The organism is Methylocystis sp. NC52PC (genome assembly GCF_055698645.1).
This window is the reverse complement of sequence record NZ_CP170127.1, coordinates 3,579,721-3,603,092: the sequence shown is the minus strand read 5'-3', so window position 1 is coordinate 3,603,092 and position 23,372 is coordinate 3,579,721. Positions and strand designations below refer to the sequence as shown.

Below are 23,372 nucleotides of genomic sequence, written 5' to 3'. Positions count from 1 at the left end.
GAGTCGAAGGGGCGCTAGCCCGCGCGCGCCTCGCGGGCCGGACGGCGCATGAGGCGCGGCAGCACCAGATGCGGCAGCACGCCCTCGCGGATCACCGCGCGGCGCAGCGGACCCAGCGCGGCCACGGCGATGAAGCTTGCGCCCCGGAAGAGGTCGACCGGCAGATAAGGGATGATCAGCGAGCGGTTCAGCACGTCGACGCCATGGGTGCGGAAGCCGATGTCGGCGCGGCGGTGGCGGTCGTAGCGGGCGAGGGCGCGCGACAACTCGCGTTCGTTGCGCAGATCGACGCTGGCGAGACAGTCTTCCAGATCGGCGACGTCGCGCAGGCTCAGATTCAGGCCCTGCGCGCCGATCGGCGGGAAAATGTGGCAGGTCTCGCCGACGAGCGCCATGCGGGTCGCGGCGTGTTTCGACACCTGCATGCCGCCCATGCGGAACTGGCCGATGTCGCTCTCGATTCGCATCGCGCCGAATTCGGACTTGGCGTAGTCCTCGATCTCATATTCCAGCTCCTCGCGCGGCTTGGCGAGGCGGCGGCGGGCGTCGGCGACGCTCATCAGCCAGACGAGGCTGGAGCGATGCGGCGCGTCCTCTCGCGGCGGCAGCGGCACGAGGGTGAACGGGCCGGACCGCGTGTGCCACTCCGTCGACATGTTGTCGTGCGGAAACTCGTGTCGCAGCATCATGGTGAGGGCGACCTGCGGATAGGTCCACTCCTTGACGTCGATGCCGGCGACGGCGCGCGCGCGGCTGTTGCGCCCGTCGGCCGCCACGAGGAAATCCGCCTCGATGCGTCGGCCGTCGGCGAGGATCGCTGCGGCGCCTGCGCTGGTGAACTCGTAGTCGACGATCTCGGCTTCGATGACCTCGATTTCGGGCTTGGCCCGGACGAGGTCGAGCAGCACGCCGACCAACTCGTCGTTGGAAATGTTCACGCCGAGCGCCGGCAGATCGACTTCGCTGGCCCGCAAGGTCAATTCGGGCACCGGGAAGAGCTGGTCGGTGTCGTCGATCATACGGATCGCTTCGACGGGGCAGGCGAGCTCCTTCACGCGCCCGAGCGCGCCGAGCGCGTCGAGGAAACGGACCGAGGCCTCGAACAGCGCCACCGTGCGGCCCGGCAGCGGCGGCGGAATGCGGCCGACGAGCGCGGTCTTCAACCCCGAACGGGCGAAGGCCAGCGCGGCGGCGAGCCCCGTGGAACCCGCCCCGGCCACCAGAATGTCGGTCTTCGTGGTCGCGCCAGTCCGCGCGGAAACCTCGGTCATTACGAAACTCCTGATCTTCGCGCTTTTATAGCGGCCCCTGCGGCGGAGGGCGAGAGTGGGGCGGCGAAGCGGAGAAGTTTCAGCGTCCTTCGGGCCGATCTCGGCTGTTTTGTCGCAATGACGTGCTATCTGGATCGGGATCAGTCGCTATTTTCGTGTCTCAGGTTTGGAGGTTTTGATGGTCAAGGCGATCCGCGTTCACCGGCCGGGCGGCCCCGAGGCGCTTCAATTGGAGGAGGTCGACCTTGCGGCGCCAGGGCCGGGCGAAGTGCAGATTCGCCAGAAGGCCATCGGGGTGAATTACATCGATGTCTATCGGCGCACCGGCGCCTATCCCGCCGAGCTTCCCTTCATTCCGGGCCATGAAGGCGCTGGGCAGATCGTCGCGGTAGGCGAGGGGGTCGACGATTTCGACGTCGGCGACCGGGTCGCTTATGTCGGGGCGCTGGGCGGCTACAGCGAAGCGCGCAATATCGCCGCCGATTCGGTGATCCATCTGCCCAAGTCGGTCGGTTATGAGCAGGGCGCGGTGATGATGCTCAAGGGTTTGACCGCCCAATATCTGCTGCGGCGGACGTTCCGGGTGAAGAAGGGCCATCGCGTGCTGATCCACGCCGGGGCCGGCGGCGTCGGACAGTTGCTTTGCCAATGGGCCCGCGCGCTCGGCGCCAAGGTCATCGCCACGGTCGGCTCGCCCGAGAAGGCCGAAATCGCGCTCAAGGCCGGCGCGCAGCATACGATCCTTTACCGGGAAGAGAATTTCGCCGAGCGGGTCAAGGAGATCACGCGCGGCCGGCTCTGTGATGTCGTCTATGACGGCGTCGGGCGCGCGACCTTTCCGGCCTCGCTCGACTGTCTCGCGCCGCTCGGCATGTTCGTGAGCTTCGGCTCGGCCTCCGGGCCGATCGAGGCGTTCGACATCAACCTGCTGGCGCAGAAGGGCTCGCTCTATGCGACTCGGCCGTCGCTTTTCACCTATATCGCCAAGCGGGACGATTACGAGGACATGGCCGAGGATTTGCTGCACGCGATCAAGCGCGGCCATTTGACCATCGAGGCGCCCCAGTCCTTTCCGCTTGCCGAGGCGGCGCGCGTTCATGCCGCGCTCGAATCACGCCAGACGGCGGGGTCGATGGTGCTCATTCCGTAATTTGGCCCCTCGGGGGGCTGCGAACCCACAGCCTGGGCGGGATTCCCCGGGCCTGTGGCTTTCAGGCCACGACGGCGCGGCGGCGGGATCGAGGCCGGCTCCTAGAGAATTGAATCCATGGCCAATACCGAATCAGCCCGGGTTGGCCATTTGCGAACCCGGGCGGATTTTTGATTGTCCTCAAGCGCCGATTCGCCCCTCGCGCAGGCTGTGTGACAAAAAAGAAACGAGCAATCAGTCCCAATCTGAGTTATATTTTCAAGCGTTCCGGCTTTGAGGTTCCTCCCGCCTCTCGATTAGCCTGAACTGCCTAGAGACCCGGCCGCTTAGCCGGGTTTTTTTCTGCGGCGAGCGCCCAGCGGCGCGCTTTCATGTTGCAATCAGGGACAAAGGGTCCCATCCTCTAAGAGCGGCCGGGAAAGAGGCCGCGAAGCATGAGGGTTGCAACGCTGTCGACGAGTGTTCATCCGGGAGTGGAACGCCCCTCCCAGCCGAGGATCGGCGCCAAAGCGCCGCCAGGCGGCTCGATCGTGCAAAATGTTCTCAAGGCCCTGGACGAGACAAAGGCCGAGGACGTCATCTCCATCGATCTGCGCGGCAAGACCGCCCTCGCCGATGAAATGATCATCGCGACGGGGCGCTCCACCGTCCATGTCGGGGCCATCGCCGACAAAGCGATGCGGGCGCTCAAGGAGGCGGGCGTCTCCGCCCGCGTCGAGGGCCTGCCCCAGTGCGACTGGGTGCTGATCGACGCCGGCGACGTCATCGTCCACATTTTCCGTCCCGAGGTGCGCCAATTCTACAACCTCGAGAAAATGTGGGGCGGCGACCGTCCGGTCGAGATACGGCTCGTCTGACAGATCAGACGGGCCAGCCGTGCGATTGGGGCTGATTTGCGTGGGCCGGCTCAAGGCCGGGCCCGAACGTGAGATTTACGCGCGCTACGCCGAGCGCATTGCGGCGCTTCGACGGATCGGCCTCGAGGGGCTCGAGCTCAAGGAAATTGACGAGAGCAAAGCCAAGAGCCCGGCCGAGCGGATGGCGCGCGAGGCCGAGGAGATGCTCGCGTCGCTTCCGGCCGATTGCGGGCTCGTCGTCTTCGACGAGCGCGGCAAGGCGGCGGACAGCACGGCTTTTGCAGGCTTTATCGGCCGCGAGCGCGACGCCGGCCGCAAAGCGCTGTGGTTTGCCGTGGGCGGTTCGGAGGGGCTCGACGCCAGCGTCCGGGCGCGGGCGACGGCTGCGTTCTCATTCGGGGCGATGACGCTGCCGCATCAGCTCGTGCGCATTCTGGCCGCGGAGCAAGTTTATCGAGCCATGACGATCTTGTCGGGCCATCCTTATCATCGGGCCTGAGTCGTCCTGGTCGTTACTCCTGTTGTTTACTCCTGCCCGCCGCCCTCCCGCAGATAGCGCCCATTCGCCCAACCGAGCTTTCCGGAGCCTTCTACGCGGCACCAGCGTTGGCCGCCCGTGTTTCGGCATCCGAGATTCTTCAGCGTCGCGCCGTTTGGCGCCTCCGCGACGAGCTTGCCCCTTGGCGAGGGCATGGCGCGGATTTTGAGCGTGTCTCCCGCGCCGACGCCGGTCACTTGCCAGTTGTCGGGACCGCCCGTGAGCCCGTCGGCGAAGTCGGGTCCGTGCGCGGCCGTCGCGCCCTTGCGCCCGAGCTCGATGGTCAGCGTGTAGGGCCCCACCGTGCCGCGCCGCGCCTCATTGCGCATCAGATACACGCGGGCGGTATAGTCGCCGCTTACCGCCGCCGCGCCGCTGAACGTCTCTCCCGCGATCGAGCCGTTGAAGATCGCCTCTTCGGAGCCCGGCGGGTTCACGTTGAAGAATGCTTTGCGGCTCTTGAGGCTCACCGCGATCGACTCCCCTGCGCCGGCAGGGAAGACGTAATCATGCGTGTCGTAGCCCTTAACCGCGCCTCTGATAACGGCGCGGCCGTCCTTGAACGAGACCCGATGAACCTTCCGCGCGTCCTGCGCGAGGGCGAGGGAGAGAGGGGCGGCGAGAAAGAGCGCCGCCGCGGCTGTAAAGAACTGGCGCATAAGAAATTCTTTCGAACTGTCCGTAGGCGGTTCGACAGTAACAACCCTTTGAAGCTCGACGCCAGAGCCTAAAACGTCGCGGTCTCGCCAATCAGCCGCTTATTGCGGCCAATATTGCTCCGGCTCCCCTCTTTCCGCCCGCACCGCCTGCAGACGCTCCATGGCGTCCTCGACCTGCCGGAAATCGCCGCGCAGGGCTTTCAGCGCATAGCGTTCCCGGTCAATCTCGCGCTGGGTGCGGAAGCCCAGGCGCCTGAGCACGGGAAGCGGCGGGCACCAGCCTTGCATCGCATGCTGGAGCAGAAAGCCCGATACGAGAACGGGCAAGGCGAGCCAGCGGCGGTCGACGGCGAAACCGAGCGTGAGCCCGCCAAGGGCGAAGGTCGAGGCGTTCGCTTCGAGCGCCCGCTCGATGTCCCACTCGCTGTCGAGTTGCTCGAGCCTTTCTTCGATCCGCTCCGGGTGGAGGGCAAAATAAACGAGCCGCTCCAGCATTTCGGCGTGGATGGCGCGGTTGACGGCCTCGTCGGTGTGGCGCTGGACGCGGTCGGCTGCGGCGGCGGTAGCCATGGCGGTGACCTCTTGGGCGCCCCTCCGTTCCGGGGCGATTCAACGGCAACCGCGCAGCGCGCGCGAAGTTCCGGCGGGGCGGGCGGTCCCTGCGGGGCTTTACCGTCCAGCGATCCTGCGCTAAACCCCGCCCGTAACGAGCCCTTCGCGTTACCGCGCGGGGCTTTTTGTCGTTTCAGGCAGCGCGAAGTAGCATCATGGCGAATGTGGCGGTGGTCGGCGCCCAATGGGGCGACGAGGGCAAAGGCAAGATCGTCGACTGGCTCTCGCTGGAAGCGGATGTCGTCGTGCGCTTTCAGGGCGGCCACAACGCCGGCCATACGCTGGTCATCGATAGCACGACCTATAAGCTTGCGCTGCTCCCCTCCGGCATCGTGCGGCCAGGCAAACTCTCTGTCATCGGCAACGGCGTGGTCGTCGACCCGCATTTTCTGGTCGGCGAGATCGACCGGCTGCGCGCGCAGGGCGTCGAAATCACGCCGGAGAATTTCAAGGTCGCCGAGAATGCGCCGCTGATCCTGTCGCTGCATCGCGAGCTCGACGCGCATCGCGAGGAGGCCGCCGGCGGCGGCGCCAAGATCGGCACGACCAAGCGCGGCATCGGCCCCGCTTACGAGGACAAGGTGGGCCGGCGCTCGATCCGCCTCATGGACCTCGCGGAGCCCGATACGCTCGACGACAAGATCGCCCGGGTTCTCGCCCATCACGATCCGCTGCGCCGCGGCCTCGGCCTGCCGGCGGTCGATCCGGCGGCGCTCCGCGACGAGCTGCTCTCGGTCGCGCCGAAGATTTTGCCCTTCATGGACGCGGTCTGGGATCTGCTCGACGAGCAGCGCCGCGCCGGCAAGCGCATCCTCTTCGAGGGCGCGCAGGGCGTGCTGCTCGACGTCGACCACGGCACCTATCCTTATGTGACGTCGTCCAATACGGTCGCCGCTGCGGCGGCGAGCGGCTCAGGGCTCGGGCCAGGGGCCATCGGCTATGTGCTGGGCATCGCGAAGGCCTATACGACCCGCGTCGGCGGCGGGCCGTTCCCGACCGAGCTGACCGACGCCATCGGCGAACTCATTGGCGACCGCGGCCATGAATTCGGCACCAACACCGGGCGGCGGCGCCGTTGCGGCTGGTTCGACGCCGTGCTCACGCGCCAGGCGGTGAAGACCTCGGGCATCAACGGCATTGCGTTGACCAAGCTCGACATCCTCGACGGCTTCGACGAGATCAGGATCTGCACCCATTACATGCTCGACGGCAAGCGGGTCGATCGTTTGCCCGCGTCGCAATCCGCGCAGGCGCGGGTGACGCCGGTTTATGAGAGCTTCCCCGGCTGGAAGGAGACGACGAGCGGCGCGCGCAGCTGGGCGGAGTTGCCGGCGCAGGCGATCAAATATGTCCGTCGGATCGAAGAGTTGATCGGCGCGCCGGTGGCGCTGCTCTCGACGAGCCCCGAACGCGACGACACGATCCTCGTTCACAACCCGTTTCAGGACTAAGCCCGCCGCCTTTCGCTCCCGCCCGCGCGCGCTAGCTAGCCATTGGTTGTGAGTGGGAGACGGGCGATGGACGAAGACGCCTTCAATATGGCCGTTCGCAAGTTCCTCAAGGAGGTGGGGGTCACCTCCCAGCGCGAGATCGAGCGCATCGTGCGCGAGCACAAGGTCGCGGGCGAGAGGCTCAAGCTGCGCATGACGTTGACGGCGGAAGGCACGCCGCTCGAACATGTCGTTCAGTCCGAGATCGACGTGCGCTGACGCGGTTTTTTAGCCCGCGAACGCCGCCTCGAGCGCCGCAATGTCGAGCTTCGCCATGCCGAGCATCGCCTGCATCGCGCGTCCGGCGGCGGCGCGGTCGGGGGCGGTCAGCAGGCGCGGCAGGACTTCCGGCACGATCTGCCAGGAAAGCCCGAAGCGATCTCTCAGCCAACCGCAGCGATTTTCCGCGCCGCCGTCGGCGAGCAGCGCCGCCCACAGCCGATCGGTCTCCTCCTGATCCTTGGTCACGACCGAGATCGAGACCGAGTCGTTCAGCGTGGCGTAATCGCCCATGTTCAGCGCTTGATAAGGGGTCCCGGCGAGCGTGAAGAAGGCGGTCAGGGCCGGTCTGTCGGGTTCCGGCCGGAAGATGGTCTCGATCTCCGAACCGGGCAGCAGCGAAACATAAAAGCGCGCCGCTTCCTCAGCCTGATCCGTGAAGGCCAGGCAGGTTCTCACTTTCGCATGCATCGAGCGCTCCTTATGGACTGGACGAAACCCATAAAGGTTGATATCAACGTAACTACGCCATGTCAAAGCCGCTTCCCATCGAGGTCGTCCATGAAGTTCGCGACAGCTGCCTCTGCCTTGCGACGCAAAGGGCCGCGCGCCGGCTGGCGCGGCGCTTCGACAGGGCGTTTGCCCCTGTCGGCCTCACCAACGGACAGTTCTCGCTGATGATGGCGCTGAACGCGCCGCAGTCGCCGACGGTCGGCAAGCTTGCGGAGTTTCTGGCCATGGACCGCACGACGCTGACGGCGGCGCTGAAATCGCTGGAGCGGCGCGGCCTCGTGCGGCTCGCCGCCGACGAGAAAGACAAGCGGGCGCGGCGGGTCTCGCTGACCGACGACGGTCGCGCCTCGCTCGCTCTGGCCGTGCCGATCTGGCGCGCTGCGCATCGGGCGCTCGAGCAGGAACTAGCGCAGACCGACTGCGACGCTCTGCGCGCCTCGCTCAAGAATATTCGCTGACAGTCACCAGGAGGAAGACATGAATGATCAGGTCAAGCCCGTTCCAGAGGGCGTGCATACGCTGACCCCGCATATCGTGTGCGCCGGCGCCGCGGAAGCGATCGAGTTCTACAAAAACGCCTTTGGCGCGAAGGAGCTGATGCGCATGCCGGGGCCGGACGGGCGGTTGATGCACGCGAGCGTCGGCATCGGCGATTCAAAGCTGATGTTGGTCGATGAAATGCCGGAATGGGGCGCCCTCGGCCCCAAGGCGCTCAAAGGCACGCCCGTGACGATCCATGTCGCCGTGCCGAACGTCGATGAGGTTTTCGCACAGGCGGTCGCGGCCGGGGCGACCGTGAAAATGCCGGTCGCGGACATGTTCTGGGGCGATCGCTACGGCATTGTCGTCGACCCCTTTGGCCATGAGTGGTCCATCGCGACGCATATTCGCGACATGACGCCCGAAGAAATCGCCGCCGCGGGCCGCGAGGCCATGGCCAAAGGCTGTGACGACACGCCAAAGACCGAATGACTGTTGCGGCTGGGACGTGGCGCCGCCCTCCCAGCCTGCCCGCCCTCATGAAGCCAATGCGCACTTGCGTCCCCTCGCGCCTCTCGCCATATCCGGCGCAGGGAGGATCAGCATGGCCACACCGCTCGAAAATGGCTTCTCGGCGCCGGCGTTGCGCCTGCACGCGCTCGACAGCGAAGATCTCGCGCTCCTTTCCGCGCATGTGCAGGACGCGTTGGTGCGTGTCGGAGACATTGCCTATCTGCCGGCCAAGCGCCGCTTTGCGCTCGTTGGCTCGCGCTTCGACTGGACGGCTGAAATGGAGGGGCGCCTCGAGCGCTGCCGGGCCGGCCTGCATTTTGAAAGCGTGCAGCGGGTGCGCTGCGCGCGCGTCTCCCGCGACGAGCCGGACGCCATTCTCGAGCTACTCGCCGTCACCTTCGAAGCGGGCCCCGAGCCGCCGGGCGGGGTCATCCGTCTGACCTTCGCCGGCGGCGCGGCGATCTGTCTCGACGTCGAATGCGTCGAGGCCCAACTTTGCGACATCGGCCCGCGCTGGAAAACCGCGGCCCGCCCGACGCATGAGCTCTCTTCTTCCGAGTCTGGCGCGCCCTGAAAGGGCTCGGGGCTCGATCAAACTTGACGAAAGCGCTCGCGGAAGGTCATGACAACCGGGAAAACCCGGTTGGAGATGGAAATGACTTTGCGCCTGGACGCCGCCGCCCCCGATTTCGAACAGCGCTTCGTGTCGCTGCTCGCCATGAAGCGGGAGTCGTCCCAGGACGTCGACGCCACCGTCCGCGCCATCATCGAGGACGTGATCGCGCACGGCGACGAGGCGCTCGTCGATTACTCCAAGAAATTCGACCGGATCGACCTGGCGCAGACGGGAATCGCCGTCTCCGCCGCCGAAGTCGCCGCGGCGGAAGCCAAATGCTCGAAGGAGCAGCTCGTCGCGCTCGATCTGGCGCTCGAGCGCATCACGGCTTTTCATGAGAAGCAGAAGCCGCAGGATCTGCGTTACCGCGACGCGGCGGGCGTGGAGCTCGGCTGGCGCTGGTCGCCGCTCGATTCCGTCGGCCTTTATGTGCCGGGCGGCACGGCGGCCTACCCGTCCTCGGTGCTGATGAACGTCGTGCCCGCGAAGGTCGCCGGCGTGAAGCGCATCGTGATGGTGGTGCCGACGCCCGGCGGCCATGTCGAGCCGCTGGTGCTCGCCGCCGCCAGGCGCTCGGGCATCGACGAAATCTATCGGGTCGGCGGCGCGCAGGCCGTGGCGGCGCTCGCCTATGGCACCAAGACGATTGCGCCGGTCGCGAAGATCGTTGGCCCAGGCAACGCCTGGGTTGCGGCGGCAAAGCGGCGCGTCTTCGGCCAGGTCGGCATCGACATGATCGCCGGTCCCTCCGAAGTGCTGGTGCTCGCGGACAAGACCGCCAATCCCGATTGGATCGCCGCCGATCTCCTCGCCCAGGCCGAGCACGACGAGTCGGCGCAGTCCATTCTCATCACCGACAGCGTGGAGATCGCCGACGCGACCGTCGCGGCGGTCGAACGTCACCTTGCGACGCTCTCGCGTCACGAGATCGCGGGGGCCTCCTGGCGCGACTATGGCGCGGTGATTCTGGTCAAGAAGCTTGCGGACTCGCTGCCGCTCGCGGACCGCATCGCGGCCGAGCATCTCGAAATCATCAGCGAAGACGCCGAAGAGCTGGCCGCGCGCGTCTCCAACGCCGGCGCCATTTTCATCGGCGCCTATACGCCGGAGGCGGTCGGCGATTATGTCGGCGGCAGCAATCACGTGTTGCCGACGGCGCGCTCCGCACGTTTCTCCTCGGGCTTGAGCGTGCTCGATTTCGTCAAGCGCACCTCGATTTTGAAATGCGACGCGGACTCGCTGCGCGCCATCGGCGCTGCGGCGGTGACGCTCGGCGACGCCGAGGGCCTTCAGGCGCACGCCCGCTCGGTCTCGATCCGGCTCAATTCGCTCGGGGCGTAGGGTGGACGCATCTGCGCAGAAACGTCTGATTTCTGTTACGCTCGACGAGAATTCGATCGGGCGCGGCTCGGCTGATCAGGAGCATGAGCGCGCCATCGCCGTCTATGACTTGATCGAGGACAACAGCTTCGCCCTGGCCGGCCATAACGGCGGACCTTATGCGCTGCATATATCGCTCGTCGACGCGCGGCTCGTCTTCGACATTCGCGACGACAAGGGCGCCAATGTCGTCACGCACATCCTGTCGCTGACCCCCTTCAAGCGCATTCTGAAAGATTATTTCCTCGTTTGCGAAAGCTATTACGCTGCAATCCGCACGGCCACGCCGAGTCGCATCGAAGCGATCGACATGGGTCGGCGCGGCCTCCACAATGAAGGCGCCCAGCTTCTCGCCGAGCGTCTCAAGGGCAAGATCGAAACCGACGCCGACACCGCGCGGCGGCTGTTCACGTTAATTACGGCGCTGCACTGGAAGGGCTGAAGGACGCAGCGGACGCTGAGTTTTAGCTTGTGCGGCAGCTTGCTGCAGGCGCGAATGCTACTTAGTTCTTGCAAGAGCGGTTTTCGCGATCGCGCGGGTTCGGCGCCGCTTCTTTCGAAGCGGATGAACGCTTGGACGCCGCAACGGCGCTGGCGGCAATTCTAACGAGGCTTGCGACTCTCCATGCTCCCGCGATCGTCCTTGCCGACCGAACTTCTGCGGCGGACACGGGCCTCTTGCCGCGCGGCCCCGGACGCGCCGACGCGATGACGCGCCCGCAATCCGTCCTGTTCGCCTGCACGATGAATACAGTGCGCTCTCCCATGGCGGAGGCGATTGCGCGGCATTACTTCGGACGCGACGTCTATTTTGCCTCGGCCGGCCTGAAACGCGGCGAGCCCGATCCTTTCGCCATTGCCGCCATGGACGAGATCGGCGTCGACATGACCCACCATCGGCCGCATACATTCGAAGAGCTCGAAGACAGTAACTTCGACCTTATCGTCACCTTGTCGCCCGAGGCGCATCATAAGGCGCTGGAATTCACTCGCGCCATGGCGGTCGACGTCGTCTACTGGCCGACGCCCGACGCCACCGTGACGCAAGGGTCGCGAGACGCCATCCTCGCGGCCTATCGCGACGTGCGGGATCGGCTGACCGGGCGGATCATGGATTTGCTTGGACGCGCGCCTGTCGCCGGCGGCTGAGCAGTCGATCGGCTTATTTCTTCAAGCGTCCGCAAAAACGCTGGGCGAGCGCAATCAACTGGCGGTCAGCGCCGCGGCGGCCGACGAAGGAAAGCGCGACCGGCGCCTCGCTCGTCGGCAGCGGCAGGCTGATCTGCGGCAGGCCGAAATAGCTCGCAATCAGAAATAGCCGCATCATCTGATAGCGCTTGGCGTCGAGCTGCTCCTCGCTCTCCGTGAGCAGGGGCGCGCGGAACGGAACCGTCGGCATGACGAGGAATCCCGCGTCGCCAAGCAGCGCGTCGATGCGCGCGCGCTCCGCGTCGCGATAGGCGAGCGCGGCCTTCTTCTGTTCGGCCGTCACCTTGGAGGCGACGGCGAAGCGCTCTTCGACGCCCTTGCCAAAGGTTGGATGCTGAGCGGCGATCCAGGCCCCATGCGAGGCCCAGGCCTCACAAGCCTGAAGATTTCGGAAATGCGCAAGCGTCGTCTTGAAAAACTCGTCTCCCAGCCGCGCCTCGCGCCAGGGCCCGCTTTTCAACATGTCGACAGCCGGCGCGGCCGCCGCCGCAAAGGCCGTCTCGACGCCCTGGAAAGCGTCGCCGAGCAGGACGGCGTCCTCGAAGCCGCGATCGTCGGCCGCCGGCGGCAAGAGCGCGTCGCCCACTTTCGCCATGCGGTCGAGATCGCGTGCGAACCAGCCGATGACGTCGAGAGAAGGGGCGAGCGGCACGACGCCGTCCATGGTTATGGCGCCGTGCGAAGACCGAAAGCCGAAGACCCCGCAAAAGGCTGCGGGCGCCCGGCACGATCCGGCCGTATCCGTTCCAATGGAGAAACTCACGAGGCCGGCGGCGACGGCCACCGCCGAACCCGAAGAGGAGCCGCCGGGATGGCGATCCGGCGCAGCCGGATTGATCGGCGCGCCATAATGCGGATTGGCGCCCATCAGGCTGTAAGCCATCTCGTCCATTTGCGCCTTTCCAACAAGCCGCGCTCCGGCGCCCAGAAGACGGTCGACGACAGCGGCGTTGGCGCGCGCAGGCGAATGGGTCGTCGCCCATTGCGGGTGGCCATTGGTCGAGACGTGGCCGGCGACGTCGATATTTTCCTTGACGACGAAGGTCGCCCCGGAGAGCGGGCCTTCGCCATCCGCGCCTTCGTTCAGGACTACCGAGATCGCGCCCACATCGACTGTCATCACGGCAACCTTTTCAGCTCGGCAGCTAGAGTTGGACGGCGCCTGCGACGATCTTCAAAAAAAGCGAGGCGTCCAGCGGAACATATATAGACTGCTTCGAAGACGCGAAAAAGACAGGGTCAGGGATGAGTCGAGGATCAAATCCCTGATCGGCAAGCTCGCGCTTCCGGTGTTTGAACGTTGCGGTCAAAGCCAGTCCGTACGACAGCCGCAGGAACAGCGGCCGCGCGTAACCCGGCAGGCGCGCGGCGAGATAGGGGTAAAGCCCATCGACGTCGAACGTCTCGTCCGCGACGATCGCCGCCATGCCGGCCCGCCCGTCGCAGCCTGGCGCTTCTACGCCATAGACGGCGGCGTCGAGAACGCCGGGATAGGCGGCAATCGCCTGCGCGACTTCCGCCGTGGATACGTTCTCGCCCTTCCAGCGGAAGCTGTCGCCGATGCGGTCGAGAAAATAAAAAAAGCCGCGCGCATCCTTGCGCATCAGATCGCCGCTGCGCATCCAGGCGTCGCCGGATGCGAAGACATTGCGCAAGATTTTCTTCTGCGAGGCCTCGGAATCGAGATAGCCCTCGAAATCATTCGCGATGCGGGCGATCGCCTCGCCCGCTTCATTCGGCCCGCAGGGGATGCAGAAACCATCTTCGCCACGCAGAGGCGCCTCTGTCTCGACGTCATATTTGACGAGCCGCACGGGATGCCGCGTTGCGAGGAAGGCCGGAATCCGGCCTATGGCGCCGGGTTCGCCTTCGACATTGTAGAGAGAGAAATTGCTTTCCGTCGCCGCGTAAAATTCGAGAATGCGCGGGATGGCAAATCGTCGCTGAAAAACCGGCCAGACTTCCGGCCTCAGCCCATTGCCGATCGTCATGCGCAATCTGTGCTGGCGCTCTTCGGGGCAGGGCGGGGCATGGATCAGATAGCGACACAGTTCGCCAATATATTGGAACAGCGTGCAGCGATGGGAGACAATGTCGCTCCAGAAGGCGCTCGCCGAAAATCGCGCCCGCAACACGACGGAGCCGCCCCCGAGCAACGTCGACCACACCGCGACCACGCCGCCGACCGAGTGATAGAGCGGCAGACAGTCATACATGCGGTCGTCGGGCATGACGTCGATGAGGCCCTGAAACCACAGCGCCCAATTCATCAAGCGTCGATGCGAGACGATCGCCGCTTTAGGCAAGCCGGTCGTGCCGGAGGTGTAGATGTAGAGCGCATGGTCGGAGAGTGTCGGCTGGGCGGATTCGGGGAGCGCCGGCGGCTCGGCAGATTGCCGGGCAAGATCGCGTTCGAACCGCTCGTCACACGCAATGACGGAGAGCCGCTCTGACGCGATGTCCTCGCAGGCGCGGCGAAACTTTGTCGAGCAGAGGATCAGACGCGGCCCGGCGACCCGGATGCAATGGTCCAGCGCCGCGCCCGTGAGATGGTGATTGATCAGCGCGACCACGACGCCGATGCGCGTCAAGCCGAGCCAGATGGCGACATATTCGGGCTGCCCTTCCATTACCAGCGCCACGGCGTCGCCCTTGGCGAGACCCTGCGCCAAGGCCCAGTGCGCATAGCGCAGTGATCTTTCCGAGAGTTCACGAAAGGTGAGATTGCCGCGCTCAGAGAGGAGCGCAGGCGCATCGCCGCGTCGGCGCGCGACCTCGTCGAAGGCGAGAGGCAAAACCAGGCGCGGGTTCTCGTCGATCGCGGCGGTGAGTTTCAACGCGCGAACAAAGGCTTTGTTAACCGAACGATCAGCCATCCGATGCGCGTCCTGCGCTTGCTCCTTCAACCTCAAGGGTCCACCCGTCTTAGATAATTTCCAGAAAAAGGCCCGCAGATGGCAATTTTGCCTTGGGCCTGCGCAAACTTTGCGCACGGAGATTTTAATCAATCCCCTGCATGGTCCGAGCTTAGATTTTCGGACTTGGCGGGCGCATGCATAACGAAACGATTGCAATCCACGCAGGCTATGACGGCGATCCAGCGACGCATGCGGTGGCCGTGCCGATTTATCAAACCGTGGCCTATGAGTTCGACAGCGCGGATCACGCGGCGGCGCTGTTCGATCTCGAGGAGGAGGGATTTCGTTACAGCCGCATCGCCAATCCCACGACGGCCGTTCTGGAGCGCCGCGTCGCCGCACTCGAAGGAGGCGTCGGCGCGCTCGCTGTCGCGACGGGTCAGGCGGCGCTCTATTACGCTTTCGCCAATGTTGCGGACGCTGGAGGTGACATCGTCGCCGCGCCGACTCTCTATGGGACAACCCATACGCTGCTTCAACATGTTCTGGCGCGACAAGGCGTGAAAGTGCGATTTGCCGCGAGCGACTCGCCCGCAGACATGGCGGCGGCGATCGACGCCGACACCAAGGCCGTGTTTTGCGAGAGCTTCGGCAATCCAGCGGGCGCCATTTGCGACATTGCCGCTCTCGCCGATGTCGCGCATGCGCATGGCGTTCCCTTGATCGTCGACAATACGGTGCCGACGCCCATTCTGCTTCGTCCGATCGAGCATGGCGCCGATATTGTCGTCCACTCCCTGACCAAGTTCATGGGCGGACATGGAACGACGCTCGGCGGCGCCATCGTGGATGGCGGGCGCTTCCCGTGGGCCCAATATCCCGAGCGCTTTCCGACCTTCAATCAGCCCGACGCTTCCTACCATGGTCTCGTCTATGTCGACCGGTTTGCGGAGAGCGCCTACATCGCCCGTGCGCGGAGCGTCTATCAGCGCACGACGGGAGCCGTGCTGTCGCCGCTCAACGCCTTCCTGCTGCTGCAAGGCCTGGAGACCGTGGCCGTGCGCGTCGAACGCCACGTCGACAACGCCCGCCGCGTCGCGGAATTCTTGCGCGACCATCCGCGCGTCGCCTGGGTGCATTACGCGGGCTTTCCCGGTAATCCTTACTACGAGCTCGCACAGAAATATCTGAACGGCCGGCCGCCGTCTTTGCTCACCTTCGGGGTGAAAGGCGGAGTTGAGACAGGCAAGCGTCTCTACGATGCGCTTCGTCTCATCAAGCGGTTGGTGAATATCGGCGACACGAGATCGCTCGCCTGCCACCCCGCATCCACCACCCATCGTCAAATGACTGCCGAGGAGCAGGCGAAGGCGGGCGTGACGCCCGAGATGCTGCGTCTCAGCGTCGGCATCGAGCATATCGACGACATTCTGGCCGATCTCGACCAGGCGTTGGGCGCGGCGTCTTCCGCGCCTCGTCGGGACGCCGCAGAATGAGGAGCCTCCAGCGCGGCGACGGCGCTGTGCTCGAGGTGGCGCTTGTCAACAATATGCCTGATGCGGCGCTTTCCGCCACGGAGGCGCAGTTTGCAAGGCTCGTGCGCGCGGGGGCGGCGGGGCGGGCCGTGAGATGGCGCTGCTACGCGCTTCCCGGTCTCGACCGATCGGAGAAGGCGCGTCGCTATCTTGCGCGCAGCCACGAGGCCATCGAGGCGCTTTATCGACGCGGGGCCGACGCGGTGATCGTCACCGGGTCTGAACCGCGCGCAGAGAGGCTGGAGCGGGAACCATACTGGCCGCACATCCAAAGGCTCGTCGACTGGGCGCGGGAGCATACGCGCGCCGCTATCTGGTCGTGCCTCGCCGCACACGCGGCGACCCTGCATTTATCTGGTATCGAGCGGCGGCCGGAGATCCGCAAGATGAGCGGGGTTTTTCAGTTCACGAACTACGCCCCTGAGTGGAGCGGGGAGCGCGCCGGGACACGCATCGTTCCGCACTCGCGCTGCAACGGCTTGGACCGCGACGCGTTGGAACGTCATGGCTTTCAGATCGGTTCAAATTCGGATGTCGCGGGCGTCGATATGTTTTGGCGCCGGGAGCCGAGCCTGTTCGTGTTTCTGCAGGGACATCCCGAATATGACGCTGACACGCTCGCTAAGGAATATCGGCGCGATGTGCTTCGCTTTCTCGATGGCGCGCGGTCCACCTATCTAGCCCAGCCAGAGCGGGTCTTTGATGCGGCCTTGTCGGCGCGACTCGACGAACTGACGGCGCGCATTCAATGCGGTTGCGTGGCCGACGCAAACCGGACCCTTGAAAGCCTGCTGGCCGGACAGAGCTACGGTGCGCCTTGGAAAGAGGATGCAATCGCGCTCTATCGAGACTGGCTGTCTACCGTCGACGCCCTCCGAAAGGCGCGCCAGGACTAGCGTGAGGGGCGTCGCCGCCGCACTCAGCGAGCGATCTCGCTCAGCAGACTCTCAATCGTTTCGATGCTGCGAAAATTGGTCGGCAGCAGCTTCGAAGCTGGAATCAGCACGTCGAATTCGGCTTCTATCGAGAGCATCAGATTGACCATCTGGAGCGACGTCAGGCCGAGCTCGCGCAGATCCTGACTGCGCGCAACTGCTTCCGCTTCGGGCAGGAAAGCGCCAAGGAGGGCGTGAATGCGGCTGGCGGTGTTTGTGGTCAACGGGTTCACGAACCGACCTCCAATAACTTCGCTGGCCTCTACTGGAAACCCTCATACCAGCCTGATGGGATGCGAAGCTACTGAATTCACAGCCTTTCCCTCGGTAACCTTAATCATGACTGTTTGCCGGAACGAATTGAACGTTAACAATTACACGCCAAGTTTGAGCTGCGGGGTTTTCTCAATGAGGCGCGTCCATGTCGATGGCTGGCAATGTTTCGACGGAACTGGAGGCGAGGACGCCGTTAGACTTTTCCGCGCGGGTCGCCGCGGCGGCGGCCGTCGCAGCGAAATTCGCCGATGTGGTCGACCGCGACGCACGATTTCCGACCGAAGCGTTTGAAGAACTGAAGAAGCAGAGGCTGCTCGGCATTCTCTTGTCTCCAGCCTTTGGGGGAGAGGGGCGAAGCGTCGCGGACGCGGCGCAACTCTGCTACGCCCTCGGCCGGGTCTGTTCCGCAACCTCCATGATTTATGCCATGCACGCCGCCAACGTGGCCTGCGTCGCCAATCATGCGGATGAAAACGCCCGCTGCTTCGCGGCGCTGCGTCGCATCGGCTTCGAGCAGAAGCTGCTCGCATCGTCTACGACCGAAGGGAAAAACGGGGCGGATGTGCGAAACAGCGCGGCGGCGCTCGTTCGCCACGGCGACCGCATCTCGCTCGACCGCGACGCCTCGGTCGTCTCCTACGGGGCCGCCGCCGACGCGATCGTAACAACGGCGCGGCGTTCGCCGGAGTCTTTGCCGAGCGATCAGACGCTCGCGCTCTTCTTCAAGGAAGATTACCAACTGCGCCCCACAGCGACATGGGACGTCATGGGCATGCGTGGAACCTGTTCCGAAGGGTTCCGCTTGCTCGCGCAAGGCGACAGGGAGCAGGCGTTCTCAGAACCCTACGATCGGATTCATCGTCGCAGCATGGTTCCCGTAACCCATCTGCTTTGGGCCGCCTGTTGGGCGGGGATCGCCGCGGGAGCGGTCTCACGCGCGCAAACGTTCGTTCGCAAGATCTCGCGCGCGCAAAAGGGCGCTCCCCCGCCGGGCGCGCCGCTGGCGACGCAGGCGTCGCTATCCCTGATGAATCTCGTCGCGCTCGTCGATTCCGCCATCGCCGACTATCTCGATCGCGCCCCCGAGCCGGAGCGGCTCGATGAAATCGGCTATCAGACGTCGCTCAACCTTCTCAAGGTTTCCGCTTCGGAAGGCGCGATTGCGACCGTGATGCAGGCGTTTCAGGCCTGTGGAATCTCCGGGTATCGCAACGATAGCGAATTCAGCCTGACGCGACCGCTGCGGGACATTCTCTCGGCCTCCATCATGATCAACAACTCTCGCATTCTCTCGACTGTCGGACCGTCTTGTTTGATTGGCGGCGTTCCGGAAGCGATTACGAGGGCGCGCCAATGACCCACGCAGTCAAATCCCGCGGGACTGACGAAGCCATTCTCGACAGGCTCTTCGAGTCGATGGGCGTAGCGGGAGTCTATGCGCGGACTCGTCAATACGAGGATGTCGTCGATGCGTTGCAACGGCTGATTTCACGCCATCGTCCCGAGAGCGCGGAAGTCTTTCGGTTTCCGCCGGTGATGAGCCTGCGGCAGCTCGAAAGGCAGGGTTACTTGAACAGTTTTCCCCAGCTTCTCGGCTGCGTCTGCTGTCTGCATGGGTCCGAGGCGGATATCGCCGCGTCCGTCGAGCGCGCGAAGCGGGGCGCCGACTGGACGCAGGATGCGCGCGCCGCCGACCTCGTCTTGAGTCCGGCCGCCTGTTATCCCGTCTATCCGATCGCGGCGGCGAGAGGGCGCATACCTGCCGAGGGCCTGACCTTCGACGTCGCGGCCGATTGCTTCCGTCACGAACCGTCGCGCGATCTCGATCGACTGCAGTCGTTCCGCATGCGGGAATTCGTGCGCATCGGCTCCCCGGCGGAGGTCGCGACCTTCCGCGAGGGATGGATGCAGCGCGCGACGTCGATCGCGGAAGAACTGGAGCTTCCTTTCGAATTCGATCGCGCGAGCGACCCGTTCTTCGGTCGCGTCGGGCAGTTGTTGGCCGCCAATCAGGTCGAGCAGGCGCTGAAGTTCGAGTTGCTGATCCCCGTCCGCGCGGAAGGCGCGCCGACGGCCTGCATGAGCTTCAATTATCATCGAGATCACTTCGGCAAGACCTGGGAACTGATCGACGAGAATGGCGAGACCGCGCATTCCGCCTGCGTCGCCTTCGGAATGGACCGGCTGGCGATCGCCCTGTTTTCGATCCACGGCCTGTATCTGGAAGACTGGCCGCATCGCTTGCGCAAAACGCTGCAAATTGGTTGAGGGAAAGGTCAACGACGATGGCGTTTGACAAAAAGCTTGTCTTTTCGACCGCGAAAGACGTCGAGATGAAGCCTTGTCCGATCAATCCGGCCTGGGTGATCGAAGGCGCTCCGGTTGCGCGTAACTTTATCTTGTCGGTCAGTCTCGACGGGACCGCGACCGCGCTGGTGTGGGATTGTACGACCGGGGTGTTTCACTGGCGTTATGACGTCGACGAGACAGTCTATGTTCTCGAAGGCTCAGCGGTCATCCGGGACGACAGCGGCGTGGAGCGCGTCATCCAAGCTGGCGACCATGTGCTTTTTCGCGCAGGGTCACACGCGGTTTGGCGTGTCGAGACTTACATTCGCAAGGTCGCTTTCTGCCGCACCCCTGTGCCGGCGCCGCTGATGTTCATGGCGCGGGTCCTGAGAAACTTGCGGAGACTTATCGGCGCTTCGCATAAGGAAGGCGATGCCCCGGCGATGTTCAGTGGCGCTTGAGGGGGGCGTCATGGCGATCGCGCCCCGTTTGCTTTCGCCCACCTGGACGTTTTTCCAGGGGAGATGGCGCGAAGGCAATACGCCGATCCTTGGCGCACGCACGCATGGCGCGTGGCTCGGGTCGACAGTGTTCGACGGGGCCCGCGCTTTCGAAGGCGTGACGCCCGACCTCGATCTGCATCTGGCGCGGATCAATCATTCGGCGCGCGAAATGTTGCTCGAACCCGTCTTGAGCGTCGCGCAGTGGCGCGAGCTCGTCGAGGATGGGCTGCGAAAATTCGCGCCCGACGCGGCGCTCTACATCCGGCCAATGTATTGGGCGGAGGATGGATTGGGCGGCGGCGTGCGCTTTGATCCTGCGTCGACGAATTGGTGCCTGACGATCTACGAGGCGCCGATGCCGACGCCGAGAGGGGGCGCGATTACGCTGTCGCCTTTCCGCCGACCCAGTTCGGAGACGGCGCCGGTAGGCGCCAAAGCTGGTTGTCATTACGCAAATGGCGCGCGGGCGCTCATCGAGGCGGGTAAGCGCGGCTTCGATAATTGCCTGATGCGCGACCTGCTCGGCGACGTTGCGGAATTCGCCAATGCGAACGCCTTTCTCGGAAGGGATGGCGTCGTTTTCACGCCGGCGCCGAATGGCGCCTTCCTGAATGGGATCACGCGTCAACGCGTCATCGGTCTTCTTCGCGCGGACGGCGTCGAGGTTGTCGAGAAGACGCTGCGTTATGAGGATTTTCTCAGCGCCGACGAAATTTTCTCGACGGGCAATTTTCAAAAGGTCGCGCCAATGTCGCAAATCGACGACCGTTATTTGGCGGCGGGGCCGCTCTACAAGAGGGCGCGGTCGCTCTACTGGGATTTCGCGCATTCGCGGGCCTCTCTCGTGGCGGCGTCCTGATTAGCGTTGAGCGCCTGCGCGCAGGCCGGAGAGCGTCGAGGTCGGCGAGATGCGGTCGCGATCCGTCATCAAATGGATGATCGAAGGTTGGCGGGAGGCGCGGGCCGTCCTGAAGGCTTCGGGAAAGTCTTGCGTGCGTTCAACGCGCACACCAAAGCCGCCGAAGGCGAGCGCATAGTCAACGAAATCGGGATTCTTGAGATCGGTCGCAATTACGCGCGCAGGATAATGACGCTCCTGATGCATGCGAATTGTCCCGTAGCTCCCATTGTCACAAATGATGACGACGATGGGCAGGCCGTATTGAACGGCCGTTGCAAACTCCTGGCCGTTCATCAAGAAGTCGCCGTCGCCGTTGATCGAGACGACGAGGCGTGAGGGATGCAGGCGCTGAAGCGCAACGGCCGCTGGCACGCCATAGCCCATGGTGGCGGAAGTGGGCGCAAAATGCGTTCCAAAGCGTCGGAACCGAAAGTAGCGATGGATCCAGGAGGCGTAGTTTCCGGCGCCGTTGCAAACAATCGCGTCAGGCGGGAGCGTGTCGCTGAGCCAGATCATCGTTTGCGCCAGATCGACGTCCGCCGACGGGTCGAAGGCGCGGGAAAAATCCAGATAGTCGCGATGCGCCGCCGCGGTGTCTTCGCGCCAGGGGCGCGGCTCTGGCGGCGTGAGCTTGGAGAGTGCGTTTACAAAGGGCTTCGGAGAGGCGTGAATGGCGAGAGTCGGCGCGTAGACGCGCCCGAATTCTTCGTCTTGTGGATAGACATGCACGAAGCGCGAGCGAGGCGCGGGAATGTCCAGGAGCGTGTAGCCCTGTGACGGTATCTCGCCCAATCGGCCGCCGATGAGGATGAGCAAGTCGCTCCGCTTGATGCGCTGGACAAGCTTCGCATTTGCGGCAAGGCCAAGATCGCCCGCGTAGCACCGATGGAGCGGATCGAAGAGCGTGAGACGCCGGTAGCTCGTCGCGACGGGCGTGTCGAAAGCATTGGCCCATTCCATCATGCGACGCGACGACGCCTCGTCCCACCTTGTTCCGCCAAGGATAACAAATGGCCGCTCCGCGGCGGCGATCATCGATGCGAGCGCATCGAGCGAGTCGTCGTTCGGCGCGGTTTCGATGATCGCCGCTGCTGGGCAGACGCAAGGGGCGACCCGGTCCTCGAGCATGTCCTTTGGCAGCGCAAGGGCGACCGGGCCGGGGCGCCCCGCCGAGGCGACGTGAAAGGCGCGATTGAGATATTCGGCGATCCGCGAGCCATCGTCGATCTCCGCGGTCCATTTCGTCTGACCGCCGAACATGGCCCGGTAATCGACTTCCTGAAAGGCCCCACGATCGCGGTGACGCCGCTCGATCTGCCCAATGAAAAGGATCATCGGCGTTGAGTCATGCTGCGCAATATGGACGCCGGCGAATGCATTGGCCGCCCCGGGGCCGCGCGTGACGAAGCAAACGCCCGGGCGACCCGTCGCTTTTCCATAAGCGTCGGCCATCATCGCCGCGCCCGCCTCGTTCCGGCACACCGTCAGCTCGATGTCTTGATCATAGCAGGCGTCGAGGACCGAGAGATAGCTCTCGCCGGGAACGCAAAAGATATGAGATACGCCGTTGACGATGAGCTGCTCGACAAGCGCTTGCGCGGCTGAAACTGTCTTCATGGCGTCGCCAAATCAGGGTCCGAAGAGCACATTTTCGCAATAGGAAAGGTCGGCGAGGCGAGGCGGGTGGGGTCCCTTGAAATATTTCGGGCCTCGATTTCTAAAGTAGCGGCCCGCCACGCCCGACAACTTCTCGTTTGCGTCGATGAGGGCCGTTAGGTAGCCATGTCGAAGAAGGGCGCGCCCGAGAGAGCCCGCATAGCGACTGAAATCCGCTACGTCGCGACAATAAACCAGTTGCACTGTCGTCGCCGGCGACAATGAGACCCGTCTCGGCAGGAACAGGAAAGGGCGAGTCTCAACGCCGTCTTGGACGACGAGCCCTATGCAGGCGTGTTTCTGTACGTGTTCACGCATCAGGGCCCGCTCGTCTTCCGCGAGCGCTAATCGAGCGTCGCCGCAAGAATCGAAGGAAACAACGCGCGCCGAGCGGGTTACGCGGCTGAGCGCTGGCGCCGCCAGCATCTGACCCTCGCAATAGCGCCTGAAGCCCTGAGCCTCGATGATGGGCCAAGTGGATTCTGCCGGGGAGATATTGAGATAGACGACTTCCTTGTGCCGCAGTGCGGCGACGATGAGGAGGGAGGCGTAGCCTTGCAGGGCTTTCGTGGCGTGCCAGCTGGAAATATTGCAATAAATGTCTCCGTCGGTGCGGCGGTGGAAGATCGTAAGGACGACTCCTGCGGGAACGCCGTCGCCGGCCTCCAGCAGATAGCCGAAGCGCGGATAGCCGGCGGGCGCGTCGCGATCCGCTAGAACCCGCAGCGCGTGCGACCAGTAGGATGCGGAGCGCGTACGAAAGCCGCTCGCCAGCAACGGGACGAGCGATGGCGCGTCAACGTCGGTGATCTGCCTGCAGCGTAGTCGCCGCGACATCGCATTGCTCATGCGCGATTAACCATCGCTCTTCGAAAATCGAAGCGGTTTAACAAATCTCCGCTCTGCTCAAGG

At 64.4% G+C, this 23,372-nt stretch carries 26 protein-coding genes; 17 read left to right on the top strand and 9 right to left on the bottom strand.

The window, feature by feature from the left end; all coding sequences use genetic code 11:
• Positions 1-14: 14 nt before the first annotated feature.
• Positions 15-1,271: an FAD-dependent monooxygenase gene (locus tag ACETII_RS19730; RefSeq protein ID WP_363348935.1), complete on the bottom strand. Its 1,257-nt coding sequence runs from the start codon at positions 1,269-1,271 to the stop codon at positions 15-17.
• A 178-nt stretch (positions 1,272-1,449) separates the two neighbouring features.
• Here ACETII_RS19730 and ACETII_RS19725 point away from each other — a divergent pair, with 178 nt between their 5' ends.
• The 3 genes from ACETII_RS19725 (at position 1,450) to rlmH (ending at position 3,777) form a co-directional block, all read left to right on the top strand.
• The gene (locus ACETII_RS19725) at positions 1,450-2,421 is read left to right on the top strand and encodes a quinone oxidoreductase family protein (protein WP_363348933.1); all 972 of its coding nucleotides are present in this window, start codon (positions 1,450-1,452) and stop codon (positions 2,419-2,421) included.
• A gap of 434 nt (positions 2,422-2,855) precedes the next feature.
• On the top strand, positions 2,856-3,278 hold the full coding sequence (rsfS, locus tag ACETII_RS19720; protein WP_472786672.1) for a ribosome silencing factor: 423 nt from the start codon (positions 2,856-2,858) through the stop codon (positions 3,276-3,278).
• Positions 3,279-3,297: 19 nt separating this feature from the next.
• The gene (gene rlmH, locus ACETII_RS19715) at positions 3,298-3,777 is read left to right on the top strand and encodes a 23S rRNA (pseudouridine(1915)-N(3))-methyltransferase RlmH (RefSeq protein WP_472786671.1); all 480 of its coding nucleotides are present in this window, start codon (positions 3,298-3,300) and stop codon (positions 3,775-3,777) included.
• A 26-nt stretch (positions 3,778-3,803) separates the two neighbouring features.
• On the opposite strand, the gene ACETII_RS19710 is transcribed toward rlmH, so the two are convergent.
• Positions 3,804-4,475: an SH3 domain-containing protein gene (locus tag ACETII_RS19710; protein WP_472786670.1), complete on the bottom strand. Its 672-nt coding sequence runs from the start codon at positions 4,473-4,475 to the stop codon at positions 3,804-3,806.
• Positions 4,476-4,574: 99 nt separating this feature from the next.
• Positions 4,575-5,045: a hypothetical protein gene (locus tag ACETII_RS19705; protein ID WP_363348925.1), complete on the bottom strand. Its 471-nt coding sequence runs from the start codon at positions 5,043-5,045 to the stop codon at positions 4,575-4,577.
• Positions 5,046-5,242: 197 nt separating this feature from the next.
• Between ACETII_RS19705 and ACETII_RS19700 the strand changes: the two genes are divergently transcribed.
• Together ACETII_RS19700 and ACETII_RS19695 are read left to right on the top strand one after the other, a co-directional pair.
• Positions 5,243-6,538 (top strand): adenylosuccinate synthase, encoded by a 1,296-nt coding sequence (locus ACETII_RS19700; protein ID WP_472786669.1) that lies wholly within the window; start codon positions 5,243-5,245, stop codon positions 6,536-6,538.
• Between the two features lie 66 nt (positions 6,539-6,604).
• Entirely contained in the window at positions 6,605-6,796 is a 192-nt protein-coding gene (locus ACETII_RS19695) for a DUF6494 family protein (protein WP_363348921.1), read from the top strand.
• A gap of 9 nt (positions 6,797-6,805) precedes the next feature.
• Here ACETII_RS19695 and ACETII_RS19690 read toward each other — a convergent pair whose 3' ends face one another.
• The gene (locus ACETII_RS19690; RefSeq protein ID WP_472786668.1) at positions 6,806-7,267 is read right to left on the bottom strand and encodes a VOC family protein; all 462 of its coding nucleotides are present in this window, start codon (positions 7,265-7,267) and stop codon (positions 6,806-6,808) included.
• A 59-nt stretch (positions 7,268-7,326) separates the two neighbouring features.
• On the opposite strand from ACETII_RS19690, the gene ACETII_RS19685 reads away from it, so the two are divergent.
• The 6 genes from ACETII_RS19685 to ACETII_RS19660 all read left to right on the top strand — a co-directional run bounded on the left by ACETII_RS19685 (position 7,327) and on the right by ACETII_RS19660 (position 11,447).
• Positions 7,327-7,767, top strand: coding sequence for a MarR family winged helix-turn-helix transcriptional regulator (locus ACETII_RS19685; protein ID WP_472786667.1), 441 nt, complete (start codon positions 7,327-7,329; stop codon positions 7,765-7,767).
• Positions 7,768-7,786: 19 nt separating this feature from the next.
• Positions 7,787-8,281, top strand: coding sequence for a VOC family protein (locus tag ACETII_RS19680; protein ID WP_472786666.1), 495 nt, complete (start codon positions 7,787-7,789; stop codon positions 8,279-8,281).
• A 112-nt stretch (positions 8,282-8,393) separates the two neighbouring features.
• Positions 8,394-8,876: a DUF2948 family protein gene (locus ACETII_RS19675; protein ID WP_363348913.1), complete on the top strand. Its 483-nt coding sequence runs from the start codon at positions 8,394-8,396 to the stop codon at positions 8,874-8,876.
• Positions 8,877-8,957: 81 nt separating this feature from the next.
• On the top strand, positions 8,958-10,259 hold the full coding sequence (gene hisD, locus ACETII_RS19670; protein WP_363348911.1) for a histidinol dehydrogenase: 1,302 nt from the start codon (positions 8,958-8,960) through the stop codon (positions 10,257-10,259).
• 1 nt (position 10,260) lies between these two features.
• A complete protein-coding gene (locus ACETII_RS19665) occupies positions 10,261-10,740 on the top strand; it encodes a UPF0262 family protein (protein ID WP_472786665.1) in 480 nt (159 codons plus the stop codon).
• Positions 10,741-11,006: 266 nt separating this feature from the next.
• Positions 11,007-11,447, top strand: a complete 441-nt coding sequence (locus ACETII_RS19660) for an arsenate-mycothiol transferase ArsC (RefSeq protein ID WP_472788194.1) — start codon at positions 11,007-11,009, stop codon at positions 11,445-11,447.
• 13 nt (positions 11,448-11,460) lie between these two features.
• Here the strand turns inward: ACETII_RS19660 and ACETII_RS19655 are convergent, their stop codons facing one another.
• A complete protein-coding gene (locus ACETII_RS19655) occupies positions 11,461-12,627 on the bottom strand; it encodes an amidase (RefSeq protein ID WP_472786664.1) in 1,167 nt (388 codons plus the stop codon).
• A 25-nt stretch (positions 12,628-12,652) separates the two neighbouring features.
• Positions 12,653-14,383, bottom strand: a complete 1,731-nt coding sequence (locus ACETII_RS19650) for a long-chain-acyl-CoA synthetase (protein ID WP_472786663.1) — start codon at positions 14,381-14,383, stop codon at positions 12,653-12,655.
• 176 nt (positions 14,384-14,559) lie between these two features.
• On the opposite strand from ACETII_RS19650, the gene ACETII_RS19645 reads away from it, so the two are divergent.
• Together ACETII_RS19645 and ACETII_RS19640 are read left to right on the top strand one after the other, a co-directional pair.
• Complete coding sequence (locus ACETII_RS19645) at positions 14,560-15,861, top strand: O-acetylhomoserine aminocarboxypropyltransferase/cysteine synthase family protein (RefSeq protein ID WP_472786662.1); 1,302 nt, start codon at positions 14,560-14,562, stop codon at positions 15,859-15,861.
• Complete coding sequence (locus ACETII_RS19640) at positions 15,858-16,796, top strand: homoserine O-acetyltransferase/O-succinyltransferase family protein (protein WP_472786661.1); 939 nt, start codon at positions 15,858-15,860, stop codon at positions 16,794-16,796. Before ACETII_RS19645 ends, ACETII_RS19640 begins: the two co-directional genes overlap by 4 nt.
• Before the next feature lie 23 nt (positions 16,797-16,819).
• Here the strand turns inward: ACETII_RS19640 and ACETII_RS19635 are convergent, their stop codons facing one another.
• A complete protein-coding gene (locus ACETII_RS19635) occupies positions 16,820-17,068 on the bottom strand; it encodes a phosphopantetheine-binding protein (protein WP_472786660.1) in 249 nt (82 codons plus the stop codon).
• A gap of 188 nt (positions 17,069-17,256) precedes the next feature.
• On the opposite strand from ACETII_RS19635, the gene ACETII_RS19630 reads away from it, so the two are divergent.
• From ACETII_RS19630 to ACETII_RS19615, 4 genes are read left to right on the top strand one after another with little or no spacing between them, the layout of a single operon-like run.
• Complete coding sequence (locus tag ACETII_RS19630; RefSeq protein ID WP_472786659.1) at positions 17,257-18,468, top strand: acyl-CoA dehydrogenase family protein; 1,212 nt, start codon at positions 17,257-17,259, stop codon at positions 18,466-18,468.
• Complete coding sequence (locus ACETII_RS19625) at positions 18,465-19,379, top strand: amino acid--[acyl-carrier-protein] ligase (protein ID WP_472786658.1); 915 nt, start codon at positions 18,465-18,467, stop codon at positions 19,377-19,379. The genes ACETII_RS19630 and ACETII_RS19625 overlap by 4 nt, the downstream gene beginning before the upstream one ends.
• 17 nt (positions 19,380-19,396) lie before the next feature.
• Positions 19,397-19,861, top strand: a complete 465-nt coding sequence (locus ACETII_RS19620; RefSeq protein WP_472786657.1) for a cupin domain-containing protein — start codon at positions 19,397-19,399, stop codon at positions 19,859-19,861.
• A 10-nt stretch (positions 19,862-19,871) separates the two neighbouring features.
• Positions 19,872-20,762, top strand: a complete 891-nt coding sequence (locus ACETII_RS19615; RefSeq protein WP_472786656.1) for a branched-chain amino acid aminotransferase — start codon at positions 19,872-19,874, stop codon at positions 20,760-20,762.
• Here ACETII_RS19615 and ACETII_RS19610 read toward each other — a convergent pair whose 3' ends face one another.
• Both ACETII_RS19610 and ACETII_RS19605 read right to left on the bottom strand, forming a co-directional pair.
• Positions 20,763-22,421, bottom strand: a complete 1,659-nt coding sequence (locus ACETII_RS19610) for a thiamine pyrophosphate-binding protein (RefSeq protein ID WP_472786655.1) — start codon at positions 22,419-22,421, stop codon at positions 20,763-20,765.
• A gap of 12 nt (positions 22,422-22,433) precedes the next feature.
• Positions 22,434-23,309: an acyl-CoA acyltransferase gene (locus tag ACETII_RS19605; protein ID WP_472786654.1), complete on the bottom strand. Its 876-nt coding sequence runs from the start codon at positions 23,307-23,309 to the stop codon at positions 22,434-22,436.
• Positions 23,310-23,372 lie beyond the last annotated feature (63 nt).

Bases quoted from the DNA above. Each gene is read 5' to 3' on its own strand.
- ACETII_RS19705 (WP_363348925.1), bottom strand. From the start codon at position 5,045: ATGGCTACCGCCGCCGCAGCCGACCGCGTCCAGCGCCACACCGACGAG.
- ACETII_RS19660 (WP_472788194.1), top strand. From the start codon at position 11,007: ATGACGCGCCCGCAATCCGTCCTGTTCGCCTGCACGATGAATACAGTG.
- hisD (WP_363348911.1), top strand. From the start codon at position 8,958: ATGACTTTGCGCCTGGACGCCGCCGCCCCCGATTTCGAACAGCGCTTC.
- ACETII_RS19680 (WP_472786666.1), top strand. From the start codon at position 7,787: ATGAATGATCAGGTCAAGCCCGTTCCAGAGGGCGTGCATACGCTGACC.
- ACETII_RS19730 (WP_363348935.1), bottom strand. From the start codon at position 1,271: ATGACCGAGGTTTCCGCGCGGACTGGCGCGACCACGAAGACCGACATT.
- ACETII_RS19700 (WP_472786669.1), top strand. From the start codon at position 5,243: ATGGCGAATGTGGCGGTGGTCGGCGCCCAATGGGGCGACGAGGGCAAA.
- ACETII_RS19605 (WP_472786654.1), bottom strand. From the start codon at position 23,309: ATGAGCAATGCGATGTCGCGGCGACTACGCTGCAGGCAGATCACCGAC.
- ACETII_RS19650 (WP_472786663.1), bottom strand. From the start codon at position 14,383: ATGGCTGATCGTTCGGTTAACAAAGCCTTTGTTCGCGCGTTGAAACTC.
- ACETII_RS19640 (WP_472786661.1), top strand. From the start codon at position 15,858: ATGAGGAGCCTCCAGCGCGGCGACGGCGCTGTGCTCGAGGTGGCGCTT.
- ACETII_RS19675 (WP_363348913.1), top strand. From the start codon at position 8,394: ATGGCCACACCGCTCGAAAATGGCTTCTCGGCGCCGGCGTTGCGCCTG.
- ACETII_RS19655 (WP_472786664.1), bottom strand. From the start codon at position 12,627: ATGACAGTCGATGTGGGCGCGATCTCGGTAGTCCTGAACGAAGGCGCG.
- ACETII_RS19620 (WP_472786657.1), top strand. From the start codon at position 19,397: ATGGCGTTTGACAAAAAGCTTGTCTTTTCGACCGCGAAAGACGTCGAG.
- ACETII_RS19645 (WP_472786662.1), top strand. From the start codon at position 14,560: ATGCATAACGAAACGATTGCAATCCACGCAGGCTATGACGGCGATCCA.
- ACETII_RS19725 (WP_363348933.1), top strand. From the start codon at position 1,450: ATGGTCAAGGCGATCCGCGTTCACCGGCCGGGCGGCCCCGAGGCGCTT.
- ACETII_RS19625 (WP_472786658.1), top strand. From the start codon at position 18,465: ATGACCCACGCAGTCAAATCCCGCGGGACTGACGAAGCCATTCTCGAC.
- ACETII_RS19690 (WP_472786668.1), bottom strand. From the start codon at position 7,267: ATGCATGCGAAAGTGAGAACCTGCCTGGCCTTCACGGATCAGGCTGAG.
- ACETII_RS19610 (WP_472786655.1), bottom strand. From the start codon at position 22,421: ATGAAGACAGTTTCAGCCGCGCAAGCGCTTGTCGAGCAGCTCATCGTC.
- ACETII_RS19630 (WP_472786659.1), top strand. From the start codon at position 17,257: ATGTCGATGGCTGGCAATGTTTCGACGGAACTGGAGGCGAGGACGCCG.
- ACETII_RS19615 (WP_472786656.1), top strand. From the start codon at position 19,872: ATGGCGATCGCGCCCCGTTTGCTTTCGCCCACCTGGACGTTTTTCCAG.
- ACETII_RS19710 (WP_472786670.1), bottom strand. From the start codon at position 4,475: ATGCGCCAGTTCTTTACAGCCGCGGCGGCGCTCTTTCTCGCCGCCCCT.
- rsfS (WP_472786672.1), top strand. From the start codon at position 2,856: ATGAGGGTTGCAACGCTGTCGACGAGTGTTCATCCGGGAGTGGAACGC.
- ACETII_RS19685 (WP_472786667.1), top strand. From the start codon at position 7,327: ATGTCAAAGCCGCTTCCCATCGAGGTCGTCCATGAAGTTCGCGACAGC.
- ACETII_RS19695 (WP_363348921.1), top strand. From the start codon at position 6,605: ATGGACGAAGACGCCTTCAATATGGCCGTTCGCAAGTTCCTCAAGGAG.